This is a genomic window from Streptomyces sp. NPDC019937, from assembly GCF_040631655.1.
GTDB lineage: Bacteria > Actinomycetota > Actinomycetes > Streptomycetales > Streptomycetaceae > Streptomyces.
Genome location: NZ_JBEYAL010000012.1, coordinates 60281 through 80641 on the forward strand (window position 1 = coordinate 60281; position 20361 = coordinate 80641).

The following is a 20361-nucleotide window of genomic DNA, read 5'->3' on the forward strand; positions in this document are numbered from 1 at the left end:
ATAGGGTGCGGTGGCGCGACCGGCCGACAGGCACGTTGGAGTTGGAGGAGGAAACGTGGCAACGCCCCCTAGCGGATATCCGTACGGCCATGGGCAGCCGTCCGAACCGCGCGGAGAAGCCCCGATGAAGCGCTTCAACTTCCCCTCCGCACCGAGCCGCCAGGCCCGCTCCCCGTACCCGGGCGAACCGTCCCCGGAGTACCCCGGCGAGCAGCCCCAGGAGCCGATGCCCCCGCAGCCCTGGGCCCCACAGGGCCAGCAGGACCTCTACGCGCCCTCCTACGCGCCTCCCGAGAGTCCTATGTACGAACCACCGCAGCCACCCCGCATCCAGCCCGTACAGCCACCTCAGCGCCTCGCCCCGGAACCTTCCCCAACGGGAGGCGCGCATAACCCCCTGGTGCGCCCGTACGCCATGACCGGGGGCCGGACCCGGCCCCGGTACCAGCTCGCCATCGAGGCACTGGTACACACCACGGCCGATCCCACCCAGCTCCAGGGCCAATTGCCCGAGCACCAGCGGATCTGCCACCTGTGCCGCGAGATCAAGTCGGTCGCCGAGATCTCCGCACTGCTCACCATCCCCCTCGGCGTCGCCCGGATCCTCGTAGCCGACCTGGCCGAGGCCGGGCTCGTCGCCATTCACCAGCCCGGCGGCGACGAGTCCGCCGGCGGCCAGCCTGACGTGACACTGCTCGAAAGGGTGCTCAGTGGACTTCGCAAGCTCTAGCGGTGCAGCCCGCTCCACCACCTCCGCGAAGATCGTGGTGGCGGGCGGCTTCGGCGTGGGCAAGACCACGTTCGTCGGCGCGGTCTCGGAGATCAACCCGCTGCGTACCGAAGCCGTGATGACCTCCGCCTCGGCGGGGATCGACGATCTCACCCACGCGCCGGACAAGACCACCACCACGGTGGCCATGGACTTCGGCCGCATCACGCTCGACCAGGACCTGATCCTGTACCTGTTCGGCACCCCCGGACAGGACCGGTTCTGGTTCATGTGGGACGACCTGGTCCGCGGCGCCATCGGCGCCGTCGTCCTCGTCGACACCCGCCGCCTCGCCGACTGCTTCCCCGCCGTCGACTACTTCGAGAACTCCGGACTGCCCTTCGTCATCGCCCTCAACGGCTTCGACGGACACCAGCCCTACAGTCCCGAAGAGGTCCGCGAGGCCCTGCAGATCGGCCCCGACGCGCCGATCATCATCACGGACGCGCGCCACCGCAGCGAGGCCAAGAGCGCGCTGATCACACTGGTCGAGCACGCGCTGATGGCCCGGCTGCGTTAGCCGCGTCACCGTGTCCGGTTCCGGCGGGCCCCGGCCCGCCGGAACCGCACCCGGGCAGCCGGTGCCGGATAGGCGAAATCCCCCGCCCTCCATGGGAGAGCGGGGGATTTCGCGTGCGTCGGGCGGGGCGCGTCAGCCCTGCCAGCTGTGCGGCGCGCTGAACGCCGGGCGGCGCTCCAGACGGCGCCAGCGCGCGGCGCTGCGGCGCGGGCGGGCCCCGGCGCCGTCACGGGAGTGACCGGCGGTGGCGGCGGCGCGGGCGAGCAGCACCGCGGTGACGGCGGCCAGCTCCTCGGCGTCGGCGTGGCCCTTCTCGACCCGGACCAGGGTGGCGGCCGCCGAGGCGGGGCCGGCGATGTCGGTGGGCGTGCTCACGGTGTGTTCGTCTCCCTCGTGGCGTTACTGCGGCGGGTTGCCGTGCTTGCGGGACGGCAGGTCGGCGTGCTTGTCGCGCAGCATCGCCAGGGACCGGATGAGGACCTCACGGGTCTCGGACGGGTCGATGACGTCGTCCACCAGGCCCCGCTCGGCCGCGTAGTAGGGGTGCATCAGCTCGGACTTGTACTCCTTGACCATGCGCGCGCGCATGGCCTCGGGGTCGTCCGCGTCGGCGATCTGACGGCGGAAGATCACGTTGGCGGCGCCCTCGGCGCCCATCACCGCGATCTCGTTGGTCGGCCAGGCGTAGGTCAGGTCGGCGCCGATGGACTGGGAGTCCATGACGATGTACGCGCCGCCGTACGCCTTGCGCAGGATGACCGAGATCCGCGGCACGGTCGCGTTGCAGTACGCGTACAGCATCTTGGCGCCGTGCCGGATGATCCCGCCGTGCTCCTGGTCGACGCCGGGCAGGAAGCCGGGCACGTCGAGGAAGGTGATCAGCGGGATGTTGAACGCGTCGCACATCTGGATGAAGCGCGCGGACTTCTCCGACGCCTCGATGTCCAGCACTCCGGCCAGCGACTGCGGCTGGTTGGCGATGATGCCCACCACCTGGCCGTCGAGCCGGGTCAGCGCGCAGATGATGTTGGTCGCCCAGCGCTCGTGGACCTCCAGGTACTCGCCGTCGTCGACGATCTCCTCGATGACCTTGCGCATGTCGTACGGGCGGTTGCCGTCGGCCGGGACGAGGTCGAGCAGCGCCTCGCCGCGCCGGGCGGCCGGGTCGTCGGACTCGACGGCCGGCGGGTTCTCCCGGTTGTTCTGCGGCAGCAGCGAGAGGAGGTAGCGCACCTCCTCCAGGCAGGTCTCCTCGTCGTCGTACGCGAAGTGGCACACGCCCGAGGTCTCGGCGTGCACGTCCGCGCCGCCCAGACCGTTCTGGCTGACCTTCTCCCCCGTCACCGCCTGGACCACGTCGGGTCCGGTGATGAACATCTGGGACGTCTCGCGGACCATGAACACGAAGTCCGTGAGCGCCGGGGAGTAGGCGGCGCCACCGGCGCACGGGCCGAGCATCACGCTGATCTGCGGGATGACGCCGGACGCCTTGGTGTTGCGCTGGAAGATGCCGCCGTAGCCCGCGAGCGCCGAGACGCCCTCCTGGATGCGGGCCCCCGCGCCGTCGTTGAGGGACACCAGCGGCGCCCCGGCCGAGATGGCCATGTCCATGATCTTGTGGATCTTGGTGGCGTGGGCCTCGCCCAGCGCCCCGCCGAAGATCCGGAAGTCGTGTGCGTAAACGAACACCGTCCGCCCGTGGACGGTCCCCCAGCCGGTGACGACCCCGTCGGTGTAGGGCTTCTTGGCCTCGAGCCCGAATCCGGTCGCGCGGTGCCGCCGCAGCGGCTCCACCTCGTTGAAGGACCCCTCGTCCAGCAGGAGATCGATCCGCTCGCGAGCCGTCAGCTTGCCCTTGGCCTTCTGGGCCTCGGTCGCCCGCTCGCTCGGGCCGCGCCGAGCCTGCTCGCGGATCGCGTGCAGCTCGGCGACGCGCCCGCGAACGTCACTCGCCGCTTCGGGCGCACCTTCGAGATTGGTCATGGAACGACGGTACGTTCCCGGACCCCCGGAAACGCATGTCAATTCCATACAACGTCGGGCCCGTTTTCGTGGGCAGGCGGAACAGAACTGGACAGCGGATTTCCCCTTACCCGTGACGCCCAAGGGTGAGGAGCGCTGTCGGCACCCCACAATCTTGTGGGCGACGCACCGTAACCGATGGGCTCCGATCACCCGGATGGTCGGCACCCGCCGGGCCCATCGGACCTAGAGCGCGATCTCGCAGCGGTGGGTCGCGCAGGCCGTGCCGGGGGTGACACGCAGCCGCAGCGCGCCGCCGGTGGCCAGCACCTCGACCGTGGCGTCATGGGCCCGCACGGCGCGCACCGGGTGCGCCCAGAGGATGTCGAACGGCTCGCCGGTCCGGGGCGGCTCGGCGACGGCGAGGTGCGCGGTGTGCCGGCCGGTACGGCGCAGCAGCACGCTCGCGGGGGCGCTCGCGGTGAGCGGACCGGCCGTGCCCGGGGTCCAGAAGTTCGCCGCCGTGACGCCGAGCGACGGGATGGCGATGGCCTGCCGGGCGCCCGAGTTGGCGAGCACGGTCAGCCAGCGGCGGTCGGCGGCGCGGGCGGCGAGCGCGGCCGGGCCCGCTCCCGGCATCAGGAGGTAGGCGTAGTCGGCGCCGTCGGGGTCGGTGCCGTGGTCGTACCAGAGGGTGAGGTAGCGGCGGGTGATCGGCTCCGGGGAGCCGCCGGTGTTGATGTCCCGCCAGGAGCCGGTGCGGGCCTCGCGGCGCGTGCGGAGGGTGGCGCCGCCGGGGAAGACGTAGCCGCCGTGACCGGCCAGGTGCGCCCAGCGCGCCCGGGTCCAGGTGCGGGTCCGCTCCGGTGCGGCGGGCCGGGGAAGCCCGTCGACGGTGAGGGTGGGGGCGCCGTCGGCGCCGAGGGCGCGGTTGTCGACGACGGTGACGACGGGGGCGCCGTCGCGGGCGGTGATGTCCGCGCCCAGGCAGACGATCGCGTCGACCACGCAGAACCAGGACTTCTTGGCGCGCAGGGTGGAGCCGAGGCCGCGCAGGTCCTGGCCGATGGCGGCGAACTCGCCGTCGGTGGTGCCGCCGACCCAGCGCGCGGCCGGTTTGGGCTCGCCCCAGCCGCCGCCCTCGTTGTCGGCCAGCGGCCGGGCCGAGGCGGTGGTTCCGGGCAGCCGGTAGGGGTCGACGGTGGGCCAGAAGCCGTCCGTGTACTGGTTCGCGGTGTCGTCCCCGGCCCACCAGGACAGCATTCCGGCGCCGGTGTGCCAGCCGCGCGGGTGCTCGCCGTTGCCGTTCTCGTAGTACGCGATCCGGTCCGAGGCCATGGCCAGGGCGGCGGTCCAGCCGGGGCGCCGGTGGACGGCCCGGTCCATGGCCGGGAACAGCCGGTGGCCCACGGGTTCGGGCAGCGCCGGTCCCGGCTCCTTCGCCACGGCCGCCAGCCGCGCCAGGTCGGCGACGCCGAACTGCGGGTCGGTCAGCACGGGGTTGCCGGTGTCGCGTTCGATCCAGCCCCTGACCATGCCGTTCCAGCGCTTCCGCGCGGCGTCGTCCGCGCCCGCGCCGAGCAGGGCGATGGCGGCGAGGAGCAGATGGCCGCGCTGGTGGTCGCTCTGGGTGATGGCGCGTGGATCGTTCACCTGGACGCCGCGGCTGACGGCCCGGCCGGAGACGCTGTCCATCATCAGCCCGTCGTGCAGCAGCGGGGCGTACGCGTGCTCCACGCTGTCCAGGATGATCCGCCGGTTCGGGTCGGTGACCTCCCACTCCGACCCGGCCAGCAGGGCGAAGAGCCGGCCGAGGCCGTCGAGCAGGACGTAGCCGTAGGTGCCGGAATAGGCGACCCAGGTGTGCTGGATGAACGATCCGTCGGCGTAGAGCCCGTCGCCCTTCGTCACGTACGGGTAGACGGGCGAGAGCGCGTCCCGGGCGAGCGCGACCTTGGCGGGCGCCGCGCCGAGGATGCCGCGCAGGGCCACGACGCGGCACAGGTCGACGCGGTTGGCGCCGGTGCTGGTGCCGGTGTAGTCGCCGAGCATGGTGTCGGGGACGAAGTGGTCGATCGCGGCCAGCGCGCGCTCCCGCCGCTCGTCGCCGAGCCGGTCGTACAGGATCGCGAGGGTGTCCAGGAGCAGCCGGGGGCTGCCGATCTGCCACTCCCACCAGTTGCCGTAGCGGGTGGTGGCGGGGTGGTAGACGGTGGCGTCGAGGTGGTCGATGCCGCGGGCGACGTCGTCGGCGAGACCGGGGTCGCCGGTGAGGCCGGTGCCGGGCTGGGCGTACGCCTGGGCCATGGTGTTCAGCCGGGCATAGCTCTGGGTGATCCCGGCGGGCGGGTCGAAGGGCTGGTCGGGCCAGAGCGAGGCGGCGGCGGGCGCCATGGCGGCCCGGAACCGGGTGGCCAGGCGGCCGGTCTCGGCCAGGCGGGTGGCGTACGGCTCGGCGGCGGGGTCGTAGCCGGTGCCGAGCGTGAGGTCGGTCCAGCGGCGGCGAAGGGCGGCGAAGTCCGGCCCGGCGGCACCGGCCGCGTGGGCGGGCAGGGCGAGGGCGGGGCATAACGCCCCGGTGGCGGCCACGGCCAGGAAGCCCCGCCGGGACCAGGGGCCGATCGGACGCGCCGGCATGGGACCTCCTGCGGTGGGCGGACCTGCTGCGGGAACCCGGGCAGCTTCGATGATGCCCGGGTTCACCGCCTTCCATACGGCCCGCGCCGCCCCGCCCGCTACTCCTGCGGCTCGACGCCCGCCCGCAGCAGCCCGTACGCGTAGGCGTCGTCCAGCGCCTGCCAGGAGGCGTCGATCACGTTCTCGGCGACGCCGACCGTGGACCACTCCCCCTGTCCGTCCGTGGTCGAGACGAGCACCCGGGTCGTGGACTCCGTGCCGTGCTTGCCCTCCAGGATGCGGACCTTGTAGTCCACCAGCTCCATCTTGGCCAGCTGCGGGTAGATCCGCTCCAGGCCCACGCGCAGCGCCTTGTCCAGCGCGTTGACCGGGCCGTTGCCCTCCGCCGTGGCGACGATGCGCTCGCCCTTGGCCCACAGCTTCACGGTCGCCTCGTTGGCGTGGGTGCCGTCCGGGCGGGTCTCGACGATCGCGCGCCAGGACTCGACCCGGAAGTAGCGGCGGGTCCGGCCCTCGGCCTCCGCGCGCAGCAGCAGCTCGAACGAGGCGTCGGCGGCCTCGTACGTGTACCCCGCCAGCTCGCGCTCCTTGACCCGCTCGACCACCCGCCCCACCAGCGCCCGGTCGCCGCCGAGGTCGATGCCCAGCTCCTTGCCCTTCAGCTCGATCGAGGCGCGGCCCGCCATGTCGGAGACCAGCATGCGCATCGTGTTGCCGACCCGCTCGGGGTCGATGTGCTGGTACAGATCCGGGTCGACCTTGATCGCGGAGGCGTGCAGTCCGGCCTTGTGGGCGAAGGCGGAAACACCCACATAGGGCTGGTGCGTGGACGGCGTCAGGTTGACGACCTCGGCGATCGCGTGCGAGATCCGGGTCATCTCCTGCATCGCGCCGGGCGGCAGCACCCGGCGGTCGTACTTCAGCTCCAGGGCGGCGACGACGGGGAAGAGGTTGGCGTTGCCGACCCGCTCGCCGTAGCCGTTGGCGGTGCACTGCACGTGGGTGGCGCCCGCGTCGACCGCGGCCAGGGAGTTGGCGACGGCGCAGCCGGTGTCGTCCTGAGCGTGGATGCCCAGGCGCGCGCCGGTGTCGGCGAGGACGGTGCGGACCACGGCGTCGATCTGGCCGGGCAGCATGCCGCCGTTGGTGTCGCAGAGGATCACCACGTCGGCGCCCGCCTCGTGGGCGGCGGAGACGACCCGCTTGGCGTAGTCGGCGTTGGCGCGGTAGCCGTCGAAGAAGTGCTCGCAGTCGAGGAACACCCGGCGGCCCTGGGACCGCAGGTAGGCGACGGTGTCGCGGACCATCGCCAGGTTCTCCTCCAGCGTGGTGCGCAGGGCCAGCTCCACATGGCGGTCGTGGGACTTGGCCACCAGGGTGATCACCGGGGCACCCGAGTCCAGCAGCGCCTTGACCTGCGCGTCGTCCTCGGCGCGGACGCCCGCCTTGCGGGTCGCGCCGAACGCGACGAGCTGGGCGTGCTTGAAGTCGATCTCCGCTTGGGCGCGGGCGAAGAACTCCGTGTCCCGCGGGTTCGCGCCGGGCCAGCCGCCTTCGATGAAGCCCACGCCGAAGTCGTCCAGGTGACGGGCGATGGTGAGCTTGTCGGCGACCGTCAGGTTGATGCCCTCGCGCTGCGCGCCGTCGCGCAGCGTGGTGTCGAAGACGTGGAAGCTGTCGTCGGGCCGATCCTTCATGGTGGTCTGGCTCCTGTCGGGGTGGATCTCGGGCTACCGGAATAACCGGTTCCGCGCCCTCCTATGATCCCGCACGCTCCGCCTCCGGTGGGATGGTCCGGAAAACGAAAAGACCCCTCGCGGGTGCGAGAGGTCTGCGCGCGGGTCTGGGGCACGGTGGCCGCGCCGTACCGGGTCGTACGGGGCGATCACTGCGGACCGGCGCGCCTGCTGCCAATAATCATGGCGAACGAGAGCACGGAGGCAGTCAAGCACATTCCGCCCCCGCGCTCCCGTCCGTCTCAGAATGCGAGCTATGCGTCCCTCAAGAAGACCCCGTCAACCGGCTCAGCCGATGCGGTGGAGCCAGCCGTGGGGGTCGGGGGCAGCGCCGGTCTGGATGTCCAGCAGCGCCTTGCGCAGCTTCATCGTGACCTCACCGGGCTGCCCGTCGGCCACCGTCCAGCTCGCGCGGGCGGACTTGACCGAGCCGACCGGGGTGATCACGGCCGCGGTGCCGCAGGCGAAGACCTCGGTGAGGCTGCCGTCCGCGGTCGCCTCCCGCCAGTCGTCGACCGAGATCCGGCCCTCGGCGACCTCATACCCGAGGTCGGCGGCGATCCGCAGCAGCGAGGCGCGGGTGATGCCGGGCAGCAGCGCCCCGGACAGCTCCGGGGTGACGATGCGGTTCCCGTACACGAAGTACAGGTTCATACCGCCCATTTCCTCGATCCAGCGGCGCTCGATGGCATCCAGCCAGACCACCTGGTCGCATCCCTGCTCGGCGGCCTGCGCCTGGGCCACCAGCGAGGCGGCGTAGTTGCCGCCCGCCTTGGCGGTGCCGGTGCCGCCGGGCGCCGCCCGCACGTACTCCTCGGAGAGCCAGACGGAGACCGGCTGGACGCCACGGGAGAAGTAGGCGCCGGCCGGGGAGGCGATCAGGACGAACATGTACTCGTTGGCGGGCCGGACCCCCAGGCCCACCTCGGTCGCGAACATGAACGGCCGCAGGTACAGGGACTCCTCACCGCTGCCCGGCACCCACGCCCGGTCCTGGGTGACCAGGGCGTCGCAGGCCGCGAGGAACAGGTCGACCGGCAGCTCGGGCATCGCCATGCGGCGGGCGGAGGCCTGGAAGCGCTCGGCGTTCTGGTCGGGGCGGAAGGTGGCCACGCTCCCGTCGGGCTGGCGGTACGCCTTGAGCCCTTCGAAGATCGTCTGTGCGTAGTGCAGCGTCATGTTCGCCGGGTCGAGCGAAAGCGGGGCGTAGGGCACGAGCTGGGCCTCGTGCCAGCCGCGGCCCTCCGTCCACTTGATGGTCACCATGTGATCGGTGAAGTGGCGGCCGAATCCGGGATTGGCCAGGATCTCCTCCCGCTCCGCGTCGGAGAGCGGGTGCGAGGAGGGCTTGAGCTCGATCGAGGGCGTCGTCATGAGTGGTAGTCCTTCACTTCCGTTGTGGCGGACCGCGCTCACACCATCCTGCCCGTGATCGGTACTAGGACGTCCAAGCTTCCCTGAACACGGCGGCCCCACGAGCGATTATCGCTGACGTGGGGCCGAAGGCGTGAAGGATGCGTGCGTAGTGCGCGGCCCGAGGTCGATGGTCGCACCCAGCCGCGCACGGGCACGGACTGGGGTCAGCCGGATACTCGCGCGGCGAGCGCGTCGCCGATCTCGTCGGTGGTGCGCGCCGCGTCCCGCTCGGCGAGGTCCTCGGCGACGGCGGCCTCGATGCGGGCCGCCTCGTCCGCGTAGCCGAGGTGCTGGAGGAGCAGGGCCACCGACAGGATGGTCGCGGTCGGGTCGGCCTTGCCGGTGCCCGCGATGTCCGGCGCGGAGCCGTGGACCGGCTCGAACATCGACGGGAAGGCGCCGGAGGGGTTGATGTTGCCGCTCGCGGCGAGCCCGATGCCGCCGGTGACGGCGGCGGCGAGGTCGGTGAGGATGTCACCGAAGAGGTTGTCCGTCACGATCACGTCGAACCGCTCGGGCTGGGTGACGAAGAAGATCGTCGCGGCGTCGACGTGCAGATAGTCCGTGGTGACGTCGGGGTATTCGGCGCCGACCTTGTCGAAGATGTTCTTCCACAGGTGGCCGGCGTGCACCAGGACGTTGTTCTTGTGCACGAGGGTCAGCTTCTTGCGCGGGCGGCTGTTGGCGCGCTCGTACGCGTCCCGGACGACGCGCTCGACGCCGTACGCGGTGTTCAGGCTGACCTCGGTGGCGACCTCGGCCGGGGTACCGGTCCGCAGCGAGCCGCCGTTGCCCACGTACGGGCCCTCCGTGCCCTCCCGGACGACGACGAAGTCGATGTCCGGGCGCCCGGCCAGCGGGGTGGCCGTGTTCGGGAAGAGCTTCGACGGACGCAGGTTGACGTAGTGGTCGAAGGCGAAGCGCAGCTTGAGCAGCAGCCCGCGCTCCAGCACCCCGGACGGGACCGACGGGTCGCCGATCGCGCCGAGGAGGATCGCGTCGTGCTCCTTCAGCGACGCAAGCTCCTCGTCGGTCAGGGTCTCGCCGGTGGCGTGCCAGCGCTTGGCGCCGAGGTCGTAACTCTTGGTCTCCAGCTTCACGTCCTGGGGAAGGGCGGCGCCGAGCACCTTGAGGCCCTGGGCCACGACTTCCTGGCCGATACCGTCACCGGGGATCACTGCGAGGCGAATGCTGCGAGACATACCCGGACCCTACCCCTCGTCCCATCCCATGACATCGCTCGTCCGCCATACGGACAGATCGTCCACCGGACAGCCCGCGTTCACCCGGAGTACGGCGTGGTGTCGCCCGCGCGGGGGAGATTCCGGATCATGCATACACCACGGTTCGGCATTCCGGAGCCGCTAGCGAGCCGGATGACCATGGCGGAGCAGCACGAGTACCTGCGCCGCGCCTTCCCCCGCCGGCGGGTGCTGCGCGGGGGCGCCGCGACGGCCGGGGCGGCCGCGGTGGCGCTGGGCGGCGCGGGCTGCGCCGGAGCCACCGGGGCCAAGCCGTCTCCGGCGGCGGACGCCCGGCCCGCGGCCGCGAAGGTGGACGGCGCGCTGGTGGCGCCCTTCGGCCGCCATCTGGCCCTCGGCGCCGACCCGACGACGCAGATGCGGGTCTCCTGGCAGGTGCCGTTTCCGGTGAAGCGGCCGTATCTGCGGATCGGACTCCGTCCGACGGAGCTGACCCGGAAGGTCGAGGCCGAGGTCCGCCATCTGCACACCCCGTCGCTCGGCGACAAGCTGCCCGCGGTCGACCAGTACTACCTGCACGCCGCGGTGGACGGGCTGAGCCCCGACGTCACCTACTACTACGGCGTCGGCCACGAGGGCTACGACCCCGCCGACCCGCGCCACTTCACCTCGCTGGGCACCTTCCGCACCGCCCCCGACCGGCGGGAGAAGTTCGTCTTCACCGCCTTCGGCGACCAGGGCGTGAGCTACGACGCGCTCGCCAACGACCGGTTGATCCTGGGCCAGAACCCGTCGTTCCATCTGCACGCCGGGGACATCTGCTACGCGGACACCACCGGCCACGGCAAGAAGTCCGACCTGTACGACGCCCGGGTCTGGGACTCCTTCCTCGCCCAGACCGACTCGGTCGCGGCGAGCGTGCCGTGGATGGTGACGACCGGGAACCACGACATGGAGGCCTGGTACTCCCCCGACGGCTACGGCGGACAGCTGGCCCGCTGGTCGCTCCCGGACAACGGGCCCGACCCCCGCAAGGCGCCCGGCGTCTACTCGTTCGCCTACGCGGGCGTGGGCGTCGTCGCGCTGGACGCCAACGACGTCAGCTACGAGATCCCCGCCAACAAGGGCTACACGGGCGGCGAGCAGACCCGCTGGCTGGACCGGCGGCTCGGGCAGCTGCGCGCGCGGGACGACATCGACTTCCTGGTGGTGTTCTTCCACCACTGCGCGTACTCCACGACCAGCTCGCACGCCTCGGACGGCGGGGTGCGCGACCACTGGGTGCCGCTGTTCGAGAAGCACCAGGTGGATCTGGTCGTCAACGGCCACAACCACGTCTACGAGCGCACCGACGCGATCCGCGGCGGCAAGGTGGCCCGCACGGTGCCGGTCGGCGGGAGCGCGGACGCCGTGCGCGACGGGATCGTGTACGTCACGGCGGGCGGCGCCGGGGCGGACCTGTACGAGTTCCCGGTGCCCGACAGCTACGAGGGGCACGTCAAGGACCTCGACGAGGTGAAGAGCTACCACTGGACGAAGGACGGGGAGAAGGACAAGGACACCGTGGAGTGGTCACGGGTCCGCTACACCGGCTTCTCGTTCCTCGCGGTGGAGGTGGAGCCGGGCACGGACCCGCGCCTGAAGGTCTCGGCACTGGCGGAGTCCGGGGAGCGGGTGGACCACTTCGAGGTCACCCGCCCCGCTTCTCGGTGACCGTCCCTCAGTGACCGGTGGAGCCGCCGTTGTCGCGGCGGTCGAGCGCGCGCTGGAGCGCGGCGGCGGCGTTCCGCCGGTCGGTGTCGTCGTTCTTGCGGCGGACCCTGCGGACAGTCTGCTCGGCCATGGTTCACGTCTCCTCTGCTGAACCCCGGCACGCGGCCGGGAGGAATCCCCGAGAAGGTGGCTGCCGTAAAGGGGCGGGGGCCTGGGTGCGGCAGGGATCACCTGCGCGGATGCACCGGGCCACGTCCGCCGTCGCTCGATGGAGCGGGACGTTCGGCTTCCACAAAAGTAAGGCAGCGGAGCGTCAGTGTCTGCACAATTAGTCGGACGTCCTACTATCTGAGACGAGTCATGGCCGAGGCCGACCCCCGTCCGACCTCGACCATGGCTGGTTATCGACGTAAACTGCGGTAAATAACGCTGACTTGAATGCAAGACGCTAGCATTCGCGCCCCTCGGGCGTCCACAGGTTTATGCCGTTTCACCCCCTCTCGACGCACGCCGCCCCCGACCGGCTCGCAGCCAGGTCGGGGGCGGGGCTCAAGGGCGGCGCGGGGCGCCGGGCGGGTCAGCCCATGTGCGGGTAGCGGTAGTCCGTCGGCGGGACCATCGTCTCCTTGATGGAGCGGGTGGAGGTCCAGCGCATCAGGTTCTGCTTCGCGCCCGCCTTGTCGTTGGTGCCGGACGCGCGGCCGCCGCCGAAGGGCTGCTGGCCGACCACGGCACCGGTGGGCTTGTCGTTGATGTAGAAGTTGCCCGCGGCGAAGCGCAGCGCCTCGCAGGTGGCGGCCGCCGCGGCGCGGTCCTGGGCGATGACGCAGCCGGTCAGGCCGTACGCCGACGCCGACTCCATCTGCTCCAGCATCGCGTCGTACTCGGCGTCCTCGTACACGAACACACCGATGATCGGGCCGAAGTACTCGTCCTTGAAGATCTCGTTCTCCGGGTCGGTGGAGACGAGCACGGTCGGGCGGACGAAGTAGCCCTCGCTGTCGTCGTACGTGCCGCCCGCGACGACCTCGATCGTCGGGTCGGACTTCGCCCGGTCGATCGCCGCCTTGTTCTTGGCGAACGAGCGCTCGTCGATGACCGCGCCCATGAAGTTGCCGAGGTCGGTGACGGGCCCCATGGCCAGGCCGTTGACCTCGTCGGCCAGCTCCTCCTTGAAGCCGTTCTCCCACAGCGAGCGCGGGATGTAGGCGCGCGAGGCGGCGGAACACTTCTGGCCCTGGAACTCGAAGGCGCCGCGGGTCACCGCCGTCTTCAGCACCGCCGGATCGGCGGAGGGGTGGGCGACGATGAAGTCCTTGCCGCCGGTCTCGCCGACCAGCCGCGGGTAGGTCTTGTAGTTCTCGATGTTGTTGCCGACCGTCTTCCACAGGTACTGGAAGGTGCGGGTGGAACCGGTGAAGTGGATGCCCGCGAGGTCCGGGTGGTTCAGCGCGACCTCGGAGACGTCCTTGCCGTCGCCCGTGACCAGGTTGATCACGCCCTTGGGCAGCCCGGCCTCCTCCAGCAGCCGCATCAGCAGCACGGCGGCGTGGGTCTGGGTCGGGGAGGGCTTCCAGACCACGACGTTGCCCATCAGGGCGGGGGCCGTGGGGAGGTTGCCCGCGATGGCCGTGAAGTTGAAGGGCGTGATCGCGTAGACGAAGCCCTCCAGCGGCCGGTGGTCGCTGCGGTTCCACACGCCCGGGGAGTTGGCGGGCGGCTGCTCGGCCAGGATCTGGCGGGCGAAGTGGACGTTGAAGCGCCAGAAGTCGATCAGCTCGCAGGGCGTGTCGATCTCGGCCTGCTGCGCGGTCTTCGACTGGCCCAGCATGGTGGACGCGGCCATGGTCTCGCGCCACGGGCCGGACAGCAGGTCGGCGGCCTTGAGGATGATCGCGGCACGGTCGTCGAAGCTGAGCGCGCGCCACGCCGGGGCGGCGGCCAGCGCCGCGTCGACGGCGTCCTGGGCGTCGCCCTTGGTGGCGTTCCCGTAGGTGCCGAGACGGGCCGCGTGGTTGTGCGGCTGTACGACGTCGAAGCGCTCGCCGGCGCCCATCCGCTTCTCGCCGCCGATGGTCATCGGCAGGTCGATCGGGTTGTCGGCCAGCTCCTTGAGCTTGGCCTCGAGGCGGGTGCGCTCGGCGCTGCCGGGGGCATAGGTGTGCACCGGCTCGTTCACCGGCACGGGGACCTGGGTCACAGCGTCCATGGTGGCCGTTGTCTCCTTCTTCGTGGGGTCGTCGTGGTGGTCGTGAGCCGAGGGCTGTCAGCCGCGGCCGACGAGCGAGCGCAGGAAGAACGCGAGGTTCGCGGGGCGCTCGGCGAGCCGGCGCATGAAGTACCCATACCAGTCTGTTCCATACGGGACGTAAACCCGCATACGGTGACCTTCCGCGACCAGCCGCTCCTGCTCGGCCGGACGGATGCCGTACAGCATCTGGAACTCGTACTCGTCCTTTTTGCGGCCGAGGCGGTGCCCGAGGTCCTGCGCGATGGCGACCATGCGCGGGTCGTGCGACCCGACCATGGGGTAGCCGTCGCCGGACATCAGGATCTTCAGACAGCGCACGAAGGCCCGGTCCACCTCGCGCTTGTCCTGGTAGGCGACCGAGGCGGGCTCGTTGTACGCGCCCTTCACCAGCCGCACCCGCGAGCCTTCCCCGGCGAGCGCGCGGCAGTCGTCCTCGGTACGGAAGAGGTACGACTGGACGACCGCCCCGGTCTGCGGGAACCGGGTGCGCAGCTCGCCGAGGATCGCGAGGGTGGAGTCCACGGTGGTGTGGTCCTCCATGTCGAGGGTGACCGTCGTCCCGGCCGCCGCGGCGGCCTCGACGACCGGGGTCACATTGGCGAGGGCGACGTCGTGGCCGCCGGGCAGCGCCTGGCCGAAGGCGGAGAGCTTCACCGACATCTCCGCGCGGGCCCCGAGCCCTTCCCCGGCGAGCGCCTCGGTCAGCGCCAGATAGGCGTCCCGGCTGCGCAGCGCCTCGGACCGGTCGGTAACGTCCTCGCCCAGGTGGTCGAGGGTGACCTCCAGGCCGTGGGAGGTGAGCCCCCGCACCGCGGCCATGGATTCGGCCAGCCGCTCACCGGCGACGAACCGGTCCACCATGGGGCGGGTGACCGGCGCGCCGGACACGATCCGGCGGATGGCGGCACTGCGCGAAGCGGCGAGCAGCACGGGTCCCAGCACAGGGCACCTCCACGATGACGGCCGGTGAACGGCTCCAACAACTCACCGTGAAACCTAAGGATCGCGCGGAACCGGGACCATCGACAGCTGTCACGCATCCGTGTCCGGGATCTCAGACACCTGTATGAGAGGCTGATCCCGCAGTCGGGGAAGGAGGCCGGAGCGCCATGCGCGAGGACTATCAGCAGCTGGTGGACGAGATCACCGCGACGCTCGGCGCGCCCGCGACCCTGGAGAACCGCGACTTCGCGCTGATCGCCTTCGGGGCGCAGGACAGCGACGACGCCGAGGAACCGACGCTGGACCCGGTCCGTACCCGCTCCATCCTGCAGCGCCGCTCGACGGCGGCGGTGCGGGCCTGGTTCGAGGCGTTCGGGATCGCCCGGGCGCAGGCCCCGCTGCGGATCCCGCCGGACCCGGGGGCCGGGGTCTTCATGGGCCGCATCTGCCTGCCGGTGCGGCACCGGGGCGTCGTCCACGGCTATGTCTGGCTGCTGGACGACGGGCACCTCTCCGACCTGGAACTGGGCGGCCCCGCCGGGCCGCCCCCGGACCCGCGGCTGGTCCGGGCGATGGAGACCACGGCCCGGATCGGCGCCCTGCTGGCGGCCGAGGCACGGGCCGGGGAGGAACTGGGCGAGCTGCTGCGCGAACTGCTCACCGGGCCGCCCGCCACCCGCGACGCTGCCTGCTCGGGCCTGCACACCGCGCTGCGCGGCGCGGCCGACGGGCCGATGGCGCTGGTGGCGGTCCTGCCGTGGGTTCCGCGCACGGGCGAGGACGAGGACCACCCGGGCCTGCCCCACCTGCCGGGCATCGCCGCGGCCTGTGTGATCCCCGACGAGACGGCGCTGGCCGCTCTCGTCCGGCTGCGCGCCCCCACCTCCCTGGGCCCCGCCCGGGCCACCGCCGAACAGCTCCTCCGCTCCCCCCGCGCCGCGGCCCCCGGTAGCGCGCCGCCCGCCCATCCCCTCCACGCGGCCGGCGCCGCGCCGGCCGCCCGGGCCGACGGGCCGCACGGCGCCGACCTCCCGTGCGGCGGCGGCCGGGAGAGCGGCGCCGGGCTCAGCGAGGCGCGGCGCGGGCTGGACGAGCTGCCCGCCGCCTGGCGCGAGGCGCTGGCCGCCGCCCGGGCCGCGCGGGCCGACGCCCGGCTCGACCCGATCGCGGAGTGGACGGCCATCGGCCCGTACCGGCTGCTGGCCACGCTCCCCGTGACCACCCCCGACGCCGCCGTACGCCCCCTCCTGGAGCGCGCGCACACGGAACTGGCCCGCACCGCCGAAACGTTCCTGGACTGCGCGGGCCAGGCGAGCCGCACCGCCCAGATCCTCGGGATCCACCGGCAGACGCTCTACTACCGCCTCTCCCGGGTACGCCAGCTCACCGGCCTGGACCTCGACGCGGGCGACGACCGCCTGCTCCTCCACATGGCCCTCAAGGCCGCCCGGCTGCGGTAGCGCCGCTCCGGGCCGACGCGGCCCGCTCGGCCGGACGCGCTCAGCCGGCCGGGGTCGGGGGCGTGCCGCCGACGACGCGGCGCATCGCCTCGATCAGGTCCCGGGCGTCGGGCGCGTGGCCGGGGTTGATGGCCTGCTGCACGGCCATCCCGCTCACCAGGGTCAGGTAGAACGAGCCCAGCACCCGGGAGGTCTCCTCGTCGACCTCACGTCCTTCGACGCCGTGGAAGAGCCCCACCAGCCCCTGGCGTGCCTCCGGCTGGGCGCGGTCGAAGGCCTCCCGCAGCGCGGGGTCGTGCCCGGCCTGCATGACGGCCTCCAACTGGGCCCGCCACATCGCCTGGTGCTTGCCGAACAGTTCGAGGGCCCGGGACCAGCCCGACTCGAAACGGGCCGTCAGCTCACCGCCGGTCGTGGTGTCCTGGGCGAGGGACGCCTGGACCTCGTCGGCCCAGTCGCTCATGGCCGCGAACAGCGCCTCCCGCATCAGGGCGTCCTTGGAGCCGTAGTGGTAGCCGATGGACGCGAGGTTGGCGCCCGAGGCGGCCACGATGTCCCGCGCGGTCGTGCGGGACCAGCCCTTTTCCAGCAGACAGCGCTTCGCCCCGGCGAGCAGATCCTCTCGATGTCCCATGACGTCAGCCTATCCCGGGCCCATACAAGCGTCTAAGACGCCCGTATGCCGGGAGATCGCGGACGGCAACCTTCCGGTGCGCGGCGGCAACCAGGAAGCAGTCCCGTCTCCCGTCCCCCGGTCCGCGAGAGGACTGATGCAGCATGCGCGTCATCAGAGCGTTAGCGGCCGCCGCGCTCGCCACCGCCTTCCTGGTCGGCGCGGGTCAGGCACCCCGCGTCGCCGCGGGCGAACTGCCCTCCGCCACCGCCTTCTTCAACGACCCCGGCTCGCAGGTCAACAAGTGGGTCGCCGCCAACCCGAACGACTCCCGCCGGGCCCGTATCGCCTCGCGGATCGCGTCCCAGCCCCAGGGTGTCTGGTTCTCGCGGTACACCCCGGGCACCGTCACCGAGGACGTCCGTAAGATCACCTCGGCCGCCTCCGCCAAGGGCCAGGTGCCGGTGCTGGTCGCCTACCAGCTCCCCAACCGCGACTGCGGCGGCGCCTCGGCGGGCGGGGCCCCCGATCTGGCGAGCTACGACGCCTGGGTGCGCGGCTTCGCCGCCGGGCTGGGCAGCGGGCCCTCGGTCGTCATCCTCGAACCGGACTCGATCGCGCTCATCAGCTGTCTGTCGCCCGCCGAGCTGAGCGCCCGCTACGCCTCGCTCGCCCGCGCCTCCGCCACCATCCACGCCGCCGCGCCCAAGGCCCGGGTGTACTTCGACGCCGGTCACTCCGCCTGGAACAGCCCCGCCGTCCAGGCCGCCCGGCTGCGCTCGGCGGGCGTGCTGAGCAGCGGCGACGGCATCTACAGCAATGTCTCCAACTACCGCCGCACCGCCGACGAGGTGGCCTTCGCCAAGGCCGTGCTGGCCCAGCTCGGCGGCTCCTCGGGCCTCACCGCGGTCATCGACACCAGCCGCAACGGCAACGGCCCCGCGCCCGGCGACACCTGGTGCGACCCGCGCGGCCGCAAGGTCGGCGAGAACCCGACGGCGGGCACCGGCGATCCGGCGATCGACGCCTACCTGTGGATCAAGCCGCCGGGCGAACTGGACGGCTGCGCGGGGGCGGCGGGCTCGTTCTCGCCGGACTACGCGTACGAGATGGCGGGCTGACCCGATGCGCCGATCCGCGTACGCCGCGGCGGCCGCGCTCCTGTGCGCCGTACTGGCCGCACCGGGCGGGGCCGCCGCGGCGCCGCCTGCTGTGGCTTCGTCGGGCGGGCCCACCGGCTGGGCCACGGCGAGCCCCGGCACCACCGGAGGCGCGGGCGCGGCGCCCGACAGCGTCCATGTGGTCCGCACCCGCGCCGAGCTGCGGGACGCCCTCGCCAACCACGGCGATCCGACCGCCCCCAAGGTCATCCGCGTGCGCGGCCACCTGAACGGCAACGAGACCGACGACGGCCGCCTCCTGGACGCCCAGGACTACGCCCCCGGCTGGGACCTGCGGCGCTACATGGACTGCTTCGGCCCCGACGGTACGGCGTGGAGCGACGACCGCTACGCGTGGTGCAAGCGGATGCGCACCCTCCGCGTCACCGGCTCGAACGCCCAGAAGCAGCAGATCCAGCTCACCGTGCCCAGCAACACCACGATCCTGGGAACCGGCCGGGACGCGGCCCTGCTCGGCGTCTATCTGACCGTCAACACCGGCCGGAACATCGTCATCCGCAACCTCCGCTTCGAGGCCCCCACCGACCACTTCCCCAGCTGGGACCCGGGCGACGGCGCGAGCGGCGCGTGGAACGCGCGCTTCGACGCGCTGTCCATCGTCACCGGCCGCAACATCTGGATCGACCACTGCGCCTTCTCCGACGGCCGCTACCCCACCAGCCGGGCGGCCGTCGGCTTCCACGGCAAGCGCGTCGAACACCACGACGGGCTGCTGGATATGGAGGACGGCACGGACTTCGTGACCGTCTCCTCCAGCCGCTTCAGCGACCACGAGAAGACCCTGCTGATCGGCTCCGGCGACGGCAAGGGCGACCGCGACCGCGGCCATCTGCGGATCACCTTCCACCACAACCTGTTCTCCGACACCGCGCAGCGCAGCCCCCGCGTCCGGTTCGGCCAGGTGCACACGTACAACAATTACTTCCGCGGCTCCACCGACGACCCCGACTACCCGATGCGCGGTCAGGCGCTGGGCGGCAGCGCCTATTTCCTGGGCGCCGGGCTCGAATCGAAGATCGTCTCCGAGTACGACGTCTTCACCCACACCGGGCCGGGTGCCTCCCCCGACATCACGGTGGCCACCTTCCACGGCAACCAGTTCTCGGCCACCGGCACGACGTACAACGGCCGCCGCGTCGACGTGAACCGGATCGCCCGAGCGAAGTTCGAGGCCGAGGCCGCCCGGGCCCGAGCGGAGGCCGGCTCCTCGGGCACCGAGCCCCCGGAGTGGGCGCTGCGCACCTTCACGACGGACACCGGCTGGACCCCGGCCGACACCTACCGCTACCGCCCGCAGCGCTCGGCGGGGGCGGTCATCCGGACGGTGCTGCGCGAGGCGGGGCCTGCCCTCACATCCGGTCGATCTCGGTGAGGTCGATGTCGATGCCGAAGGGGACGGTGAGCTTCAGCCGGTCGCGGTGGATGCCGGAGGGGACGTATGCGCCGGTCGCCGGGTCCAGCTCGTAGACGTAGACCACCGGGCGACGACCGTCGCCCTTCTCGATCCGCCAGAAGTGCGGGATTCCCGCCTTGGCGTACAGCTGGGGCTTGCGCTCACGGTCGCGGCCTTCCGACTCCGGCGACACCACCTCCACCGCGAGCATGACATCGGCGGCGTCGTAGCCCGTCTCATCCGCTTCGTCGGATACGGCCTCCGCACGCAGGATTGAGATATCGGGCTCGGGACGGTTGCCCTTGTTGATGGTGATGGTCATCTCGCGGCACACGCTCAGCGACTCTGGCACCGAGGCCCGGAGGCCGCGCTCCAGCAGAGAGGTCACCAGCGAATGAAAGGCCGTCTGCGGGCCGACGAAGACGAGGCTTCCATCGATCAGCTCAGTGTGCGGCGGCAGAGCCGGAATACGGTCAAGGTCGTCCGGGGTGAAGCCGCCCGGGGGCGGAAAGACCCAGGCCGGAAGCGGTTGAGCAGTCATGGTTCCTCCCATGGACGGGATTCTG

At 71.8% G+C, this 20361-nt stretch carries 17 protein-coding genes; 6 read left to right on the top strand and 11 right to left on the bottom strand.

Annotation, left to right across the window (positions count from 1 at the left end):
• Window positions 1–55 precede the first annotated feature (55 nt).
• Both ABZ562_RS14465 and ABZ562_RS14470 read left to right on the top strand, forming a co-directional pair.
• Window positions 56–730 (top strand): DUF742 domain-containing protein, encoded by a 675-nt coding sequence (locus ABZ562_RS14465; protein ID WP_079038201.1) that lies wholly within the window; start codon window positions 56–58, stop codon window positions 728–730.
• Window positions 711–1289, top strand: a complete 579-nt coding sequence (locus tag ABZ562_RS14470) for an ATP/GTP-binding protein (RefSeq protein WP_078510301.1) — start codon at window positions 711–713, stop codon at window positions 1287–1289. Before ABZ562_RS14465 ends, ABZ562_RS14470 begins: the two co-directional genes overlap by 20 nt.
• Before the next feature lie 132 nt (window positions 1290–1421).
• Here the strand turns inward: ABZ562_RS14470 and ABZ562_RS14475 are convergent, their stop codons facing one another.
• The 6 genes from ABZ562_RS14475 to ABZ562_RS14500 all read right to left on the bottom strand — a co-directional run bounded on the left by ABZ562_RS14475 (window position 1422) and on the right by ABZ562_RS14500 (window position 10242).
• On the bottom strand, window positions 1422–1664 hold the full coding sequence (locus ABZ562_RS14475; RefSeq protein WP_361478115.1) for an acyl-CoA carboxylase subunit epsilon: 243 nt from the start codon (window positions 1662–1664) through the stop codon (window positions 1422–1424).
• A 24-nt stretch (window positions 1665–1688) separates the two neighbouring features.
• Window positions 1689–3272, bottom strand: coding sequence for an acyl-CoA carboxylase subunit beta (locus ABZ562_RS14480; protein WP_361478118.1), 1584 nt, complete (start codon window positions 3270–3272; stop codon window positions 1689–1691).
• Window positions 3273–3497: 225 nt separating this feature from the next.
• The gene (locus ABZ562_RS14485; protein ID WP_361478121.1) at window positions 3498–5888 is read right to left on the bottom strand and encodes a polysaccharide lyase 8 family protein; all 2391 of its coding nucleotides are present in this window, start codon (window positions 5886–5888) and stop codon (window positions 3498–3500) included.
• Window positions 5889–5986: 98 nt separating this feature from the next.
• Window positions 5987–7585 (bottom strand): citramalate synthase, encoded by a 1599-nt coding sequence (gene cimA, locus ABZ562_RS14490; protein WP_361478124.1) that lies wholly within the window; start codon window positions 7583–7585, stop codon window positions 5987–5989.
• Window positions 7586–7912: 327 nt separating this feature from the next.
• The gene (locus tag ABZ562_RS14495) at window positions 7913–8998 is read right to left on the bottom strand and encodes a branched-chain amino acid aminotransferase (protein WP_361478126.1); all 1086 of its coding nucleotides are present in this window, start codon (window positions 8996–8998) and stop codon (window positions 7913–7915) included.
• 206 nt (window positions 8999–9204) lie between these two features.
• Window positions 9205–10242 (bottom strand): 3-isopropylmalate dehydrogenase, encoded by a 1038-nt coding sequence (locus tag ABZ562_RS14500; RefSeq protein ID WP_361478129.1) that lies wholly within the window; start codon window positions 10240–10242, stop codon window positions 9205–9207.
• A gap of 129 nt (window positions 10243–10371) precedes the next feature.
• Between ABZ562_RS14500 and ABZ562_RS14505 the strand changes: the two genes are divergently transcribed.
• Window positions 10372–11955, top strand: a complete 1584-nt coding sequence (locus tag ABZ562_RS14505; protein ID WP_361478132.1) for a metallophosphoesterase family protein — start codon at window positions 10372–10374, stop codon at window positions 11953–11955.
• A gap of 7 nt (window positions 11956–11962) precedes the next feature.
• Here the strand turns inward: ABZ562_RS14505 and ABZ562_RS14510 are convergent, their stop codons facing one another.
• The 3 genes from ABZ562_RS14510 to ABZ562_RS14520 all read right to left on the bottom strand — a co-directional run bounded on the left by ABZ562_RS14510 (window position 11963) and on the right by ABZ562_RS14520 (window position 15148).
• Window positions 11963–12085 carry a hypothetical protein gene (locus ABZ562_RS14510; protein WP_267892778.1) on the bottom strand — a complete coding sequence of 41 codons (123 nt, stop codon included), beginning with the start codon at window positions 12083–12085 and terminating at the stop codon, window positions 11963–11965.
• A 447-nt stretch (window positions 12086–12532) separates the two neighbouring features.
• Complete coding sequence (pruA, locus tag ABZ562_RS14515) at window positions 12533–14164, bottom strand: L-glutamate gamma-semialdehyde dehydrogenase (protein WP_361478135.1); 1632 nt, start codon at window positions 14162–14164, stop codon at window positions 12533–12535.
• Between the two features lie 57 nt (window positions 14165–14221).
• Window positions 14222–15148 (bottom strand): proline dehydrogenase family protein, encoded by a 927-nt coding sequence (locus ABZ562_RS14520; protein WP_361478138.1) that lies wholly within the window; start codon window positions 15146–15148, stop codon window positions 14222–14224.
• 167 nt (window positions 15149–15315) lie between these two features.
• Between ABZ562_RS14520 and ABZ562_RS14525 the strand changes: the two genes are divergently transcribed.
• On the top strand, window positions 15316–16608 hold the full coding sequence (locus ABZ562_RS14525; RefSeq protein ID WP_361478141.1) for a helix-turn-helix domain-containing protein: 1293 nt from the start codon (window positions 15316–15318) through the stop codon (window positions 16606–16608).
• A gap of 40 nt (window positions 16609–16648) precedes the next feature.
• On the opposite strand, the gene ABZ562_RS14530 is transcribed toward ABZ562_RS14525, so the two are convergent.
• Entirely contained in the window at window positions 16649–17242 is a 594-nt protein-coding gene (locus ABZ562_RS14530; protein WP_361478144.1) for a TetR/AcrR family transcriptional regulator, read from the bottom strand.
• A gap of 143 nt (window positions 17243–17385) precedes the next feature.
• On the opposite strand from ABZ562_RS14530, the gene ABZ562_RS14535 reads away from it, so the two are divergent.
• Entirely contained in the window at window positions 17386–18342 is a 957-nt protein-coding gene (locus ABZ562_RS14535; protein ID WP_361478147.1) for a glycoside hydrolase family 6 protein, read from the top strand.
• Between the two features lie 4 nt (window positions 18343–18346).
• Window positions 18347–19774, top strand: a complete 1428-nt coding sequence (locus ABZ562_RS14540; protein ID WP_361478149.1) for a pectate lyase — start codon at window positions 18347–18349, stop codon at window positions 19772–19774.
• On the opposite strand, the gene ABZ562_RS14545 is transcribed toward ABZ562_RS14540, so the two are convergent.
• Window positions 19752–20336, bottom strand: coding sequence for a Uma2 family endonuclease (locus tag ABZ562_RS14545; RefSeq protein WP_361478152.1), 585 nt, complete (start codon window positions 20334–20336; stop codon window positions 19752–19754). The two genes, ABZ562_RS14540 and ABZ562_RS14545, sit on opposite strands and share 23 nt — an antisense overlap.
• Between the last annotated feature and the right edge of the window lie 25 nt (window positions 20337–20361).

Bases quoted from the DNA above. Each gene is read 5' to 3' on its own strand.
- ABZ562_RS14480 (WP_361478118.1), bottom strand. From the start codon at position 3,272: ATGACCAATCTCGAAGGTGCGCCCGAAGCGGCGAGTGACGTTCGCGGG.
- ABZ562_RS14485 (WP_361478121.1), bottom strand. From the start codon at position 5,888: ATGCCGGCGCGTCCGATCGGCCCCTGGTCCCGGCGGGGCTTCCTGGCC.
- cimA (WP_361478124.1), bottom strand. From the start codon at position 7,585: ATGAAGGATCGGCCCGACGACAGCTTCCACGTCTTCGACACCACGCTG.
- ABZ562_RS14495 (WP_361478126.1), bottom strand. From the start codon at position 8,998: ATGACGACGCCCTCGATCGAGCTCAAGCCCTCCTCGCACCCGCTCTCC.
- ABZ562_RS14500 (WP_361478129.1), bottom strand. From the start codon at position 10,242: ATGTCTCGCAGCATTCGCCTCGCAGTGATCCCCGGTGACGGTATCGGC.
- ABZ562_RS14505 (WP_361478132.1), top strand. From the start codon at position 10,372: ATGCATACACCACGGTTCGGCATTCCGGAGCCGCTAGCGAGCCGGATG.
- ABZ562_RS14510 (WP_267892778.1), bottom strand. From the start codon at position 12,085: ATGGCCGAGCAGACTGTCCGCAGGGTCCGCCGCAAGAACGACGACACC.
- pruA (WP_361478135.1), bottom strand. From the start codon at position 14,164: ATGGACGCTGTGACCCAGGTCCCCGTGCCGGTGAACGAGCCGGTGCAC.
- ABZ562_RS14525 (WP_361478141.1), top strand. From the start codon at position 15,316: ATGCGCGAGGACTATCAGCAGCTGGTGGACGAGATCACCGCGACGCTC.
- ABZ562_RS14530 (WP_361478144.1), bottom strand. From the start codon at position 17,242: ATGGGACATCGAGAGGATCTGCTCGCCGGGGCGAAGCGCTGTCTGCTG.
- ABZ562_RS14535 (WP_361478147.1), top strand. From the start codon at position 17,386: ATGCGCGTCATCAGAGCGTTAGCGGCCGCCGCGCTCGCCACCGCCTTC.
- ABZ562_RS14540 (WP_361478149.1), top strand. From the start codon at position 18,347: ATGCGCCGATCCGCGTACGCCGCGGCGGCCGCGCTCCTGTGCGCCGTA.
- ABZ562_RS14545 (WP_361478152.1), bottom strand. From the start codon at position 20,336: ATGACTGCTCAACCGCTTCCGGCCTGGGTCTTTCCGCCCCCGGGCGGC.